Below are 2,578 nucleotides of genomic sequence, written 5' to 3' on the forward strand. Positions count from 1 at the left end.
CCCGCGCGGGCCCCGTCCGGGCGCTCCGAGCTGGGGGGATGCCGACCCGCGGGGGTCGGGGGCGTTGCGATGACCTCGGGATATGCGGACCGTGAGGAGGGTGTTGCATTGGGGTTGGGAATCAACCTAACAATCATACCGGCTTCCTAACGTTCAGAATGGTTTCTACTGTCTGCTGCGGTGTTTGGTTGGAATTGTCCAGCCAAAAGCCGATCCGTGGTGTTGTCTGCATTTTACTAAATACAAATTCAATGTATACAGAAAGAAATATATAAGGAGTGGGAGGGATTCCGCCGTAGTCGGCATTGTAGGAAAATCCAAAAGTTTAGATTTTCTCAAAATGCTTATCTTTTGGTCTTTGGTTCGGAATAGTGTAGTGCTGGCGGTCTATCTATTGTTTTCGGTTGCTTGCTTCTTTACCGTACATGAGCATTGTCGCCGGTCATGTTGTTCTGGGCGTGGCCTTGGTGCGTTGCGGACCAGTTGGTCTGGAGCATCGAGATGGCCATGAGGTTGATGGACACCTGGATGGGGTCGAGGCCCGCCTGCTTGCGCAGCTCGTTGCAGCGCGAGATGATCTCAAGCGACGCCTTGACATTGTCGAGGTCGGTGGCGTCGCCCTTAGTTCCGACATGGGTGTAGTCGGAGAGCATCGAGCCATCCGCGAGGTCGAACTCAAACAACGGGCCACCTGTGCCGGTGAGGATGTGATAGGCGACGTTCAGGTACGATACGGGGCTCGTGATATCACCGGAGCCTGCGAACTTGCCGTCATACCACTTGAGGAAGTCGACGAAGTCGTCGACGGCCTGCTCGGTGCCCTGGTCGATCTGGGACTGGAGCTCGTCGATCTGCTTCTGGAGATCGGCAATCTGGGTGTTGAGGTCGTCGACCGTCTTCTGCGCAGCCTCGAGCTCACCCTTGGCGGTCTTTTCGGCACTCTGGGCGGCGGTGAGCTCGCCGCTCAGGCGGTCGTGCTCCTTCTGCCATGCGATCTGGGCGTCTCCGAGGTCGGCGAGCGCGTCCTCGGCGGCCTTGAGCTCGCCGTTGGCGGCGGTGAGGGCCTCATTCGCCTCGGTCTGGTTGGCCTTGGCCTCGGTCACGGCGTTCTCGTAGCCGCGGAGCTCGGTCTCGAGCGCGTCGATCTCGCCGGGGATGGCCTCGATGCGGGCGTTGGCGGCGTCGAGCTTATCCTGGGCGGCGGTCACGGCGGCCTCGGCGTCGGCGATGGCCTGGTCGGCCTCGGCCTTGGCCTCATCGCCTGCGTTCGCGACGGCGTCGTCGTAGGCGGCCTGCTCGGTCGCGAGCGCGGCCTCAGCGTCCGTCGCAGCCTGCTTACCTGCGGCGAGGTTGGCCTCGGCGGTTCCGACGGCGTTCTCAGCGTCGGCGAGCTTGCCTTGGGCGGCGCTGACGGCGCCCTTGGCGGAGCTGAGCGCGGCCTGCGCGGAGTTGTTCTGGTCCTGCGCGGTTGCGAGTGCGGACTCGGCGGCGTCGAGCGCGGAGCGGTCGACCGTGGAGGGGTCCTCGGCCTCGGCGCATGCGGCGTCGTAGGCAGCCTTGGCGCTGTCGTAGGTGGCCTGCGCGGACGCGAGGTTCGCCGCAGCGTTGTCGGCCGCGGACTGCGCGCCCGGAAGAGCGGCGTTGGCGGCGTCAAGCTCGGACTGGGCAGAGGAGACGCCGGCGTTGGCGTCGGTTACAGCCTGCTCGAGACCCGCGATCGCGCCCTGCTTGGCGGCGAGGTCGGACTGGGCAGCGTCGAGCTCGCCCTTGGCGGTGGTGAGGATGTTGCCCTTGATGGCCTCGACGGCGGAGGTGTAGTTGGCCTTGGCGTCCTCGAGCTCGGCGTTAGCCGCGTCGACGGCGCTCTCGAGTCCGGGCAGGGACTGCTCGAGGCTCGTCTTCTCGCCGGTCTTGTCGGCGATCTCGCCGGAGATGCGGTCGACCTCGCCCTGGGCGGCGTCCACGGCGGCCTGGGCGTCCTGCTGCGTCTTGAGGGCGTCGTCGTAGGCCTTCTTGGCCGCCTCGTAGGCGCCCTGGAGCTCGTCGATGTTCGAGGAGTCCAGGAACTCATCGAGGGCGGCCTGTGCCTCCTCGAGCTTCTCGTTGGCCTTATCGAGGGCGGTCTGCTTGTCGGCGGCGTCCTGCTCGGCGGCCTCGAGGTCGCCGGTGAGGCCGTCGAGCTCGTCCTGGGCGGCGTCGCGGTCGGTCTGCGCCTGCTCGGCGGCGCTCTGGGCGGCCTCGAGCTGGTCGACAAGGGCCTGCGCCTGGGCCTCGAGCTCGGCGATGGCGGCGGCGTCGGCGGTGTTATAGGTGTTCTCGGCGTTAGCGACGGCGTTGCCGGCGTTGGTCTTAGTGCCCTGCGCCTCGGTGTTGGCGGCGTTGGCGGCGTTAGCCGCGGCCTGCACCTCGGCGAGGAGCGCCTTGGCCTCCTCGAGGGTCATCTTGACCTCGCCGTTGGCGGCGGCGATGAGGCGCTGGGTTGCCTCGGAGTAGTTCGTCTCGGCGATGAGGCGGTGGATCTCGTCGGACGCGGCGGTGGTGCCGTCGGCGGCGCTCGCGGCGATGGCCGAGGCGGGCG

At 66.1% G+C, this 2,578-nt stretch carries 1 protein-coding gene; it reads right to left on the bottom strand.

Annotation, left to right across the window (positions count from 1 at the left end):
* Nucleotides 1-416: 416 nt before the first annotated feature.
* On the bottom strand, nucleotides 417-2,578 hold a 2,162-nt coding region (locus BN3789_RS12040; protein ID WP_066834709.1), incomplete at its 5' end, for a coiled-coil domain-containing protein.

This window comes from Collinsella ihumii, from assembly GCF_900046475.1.
GTDB classification, from domain to species: Bacteria; Actinomycetota; Coriobacteriia; order Coriobacteriales; family Coriobacteriaceae; genus Collinsella; species Collinsella ihumii.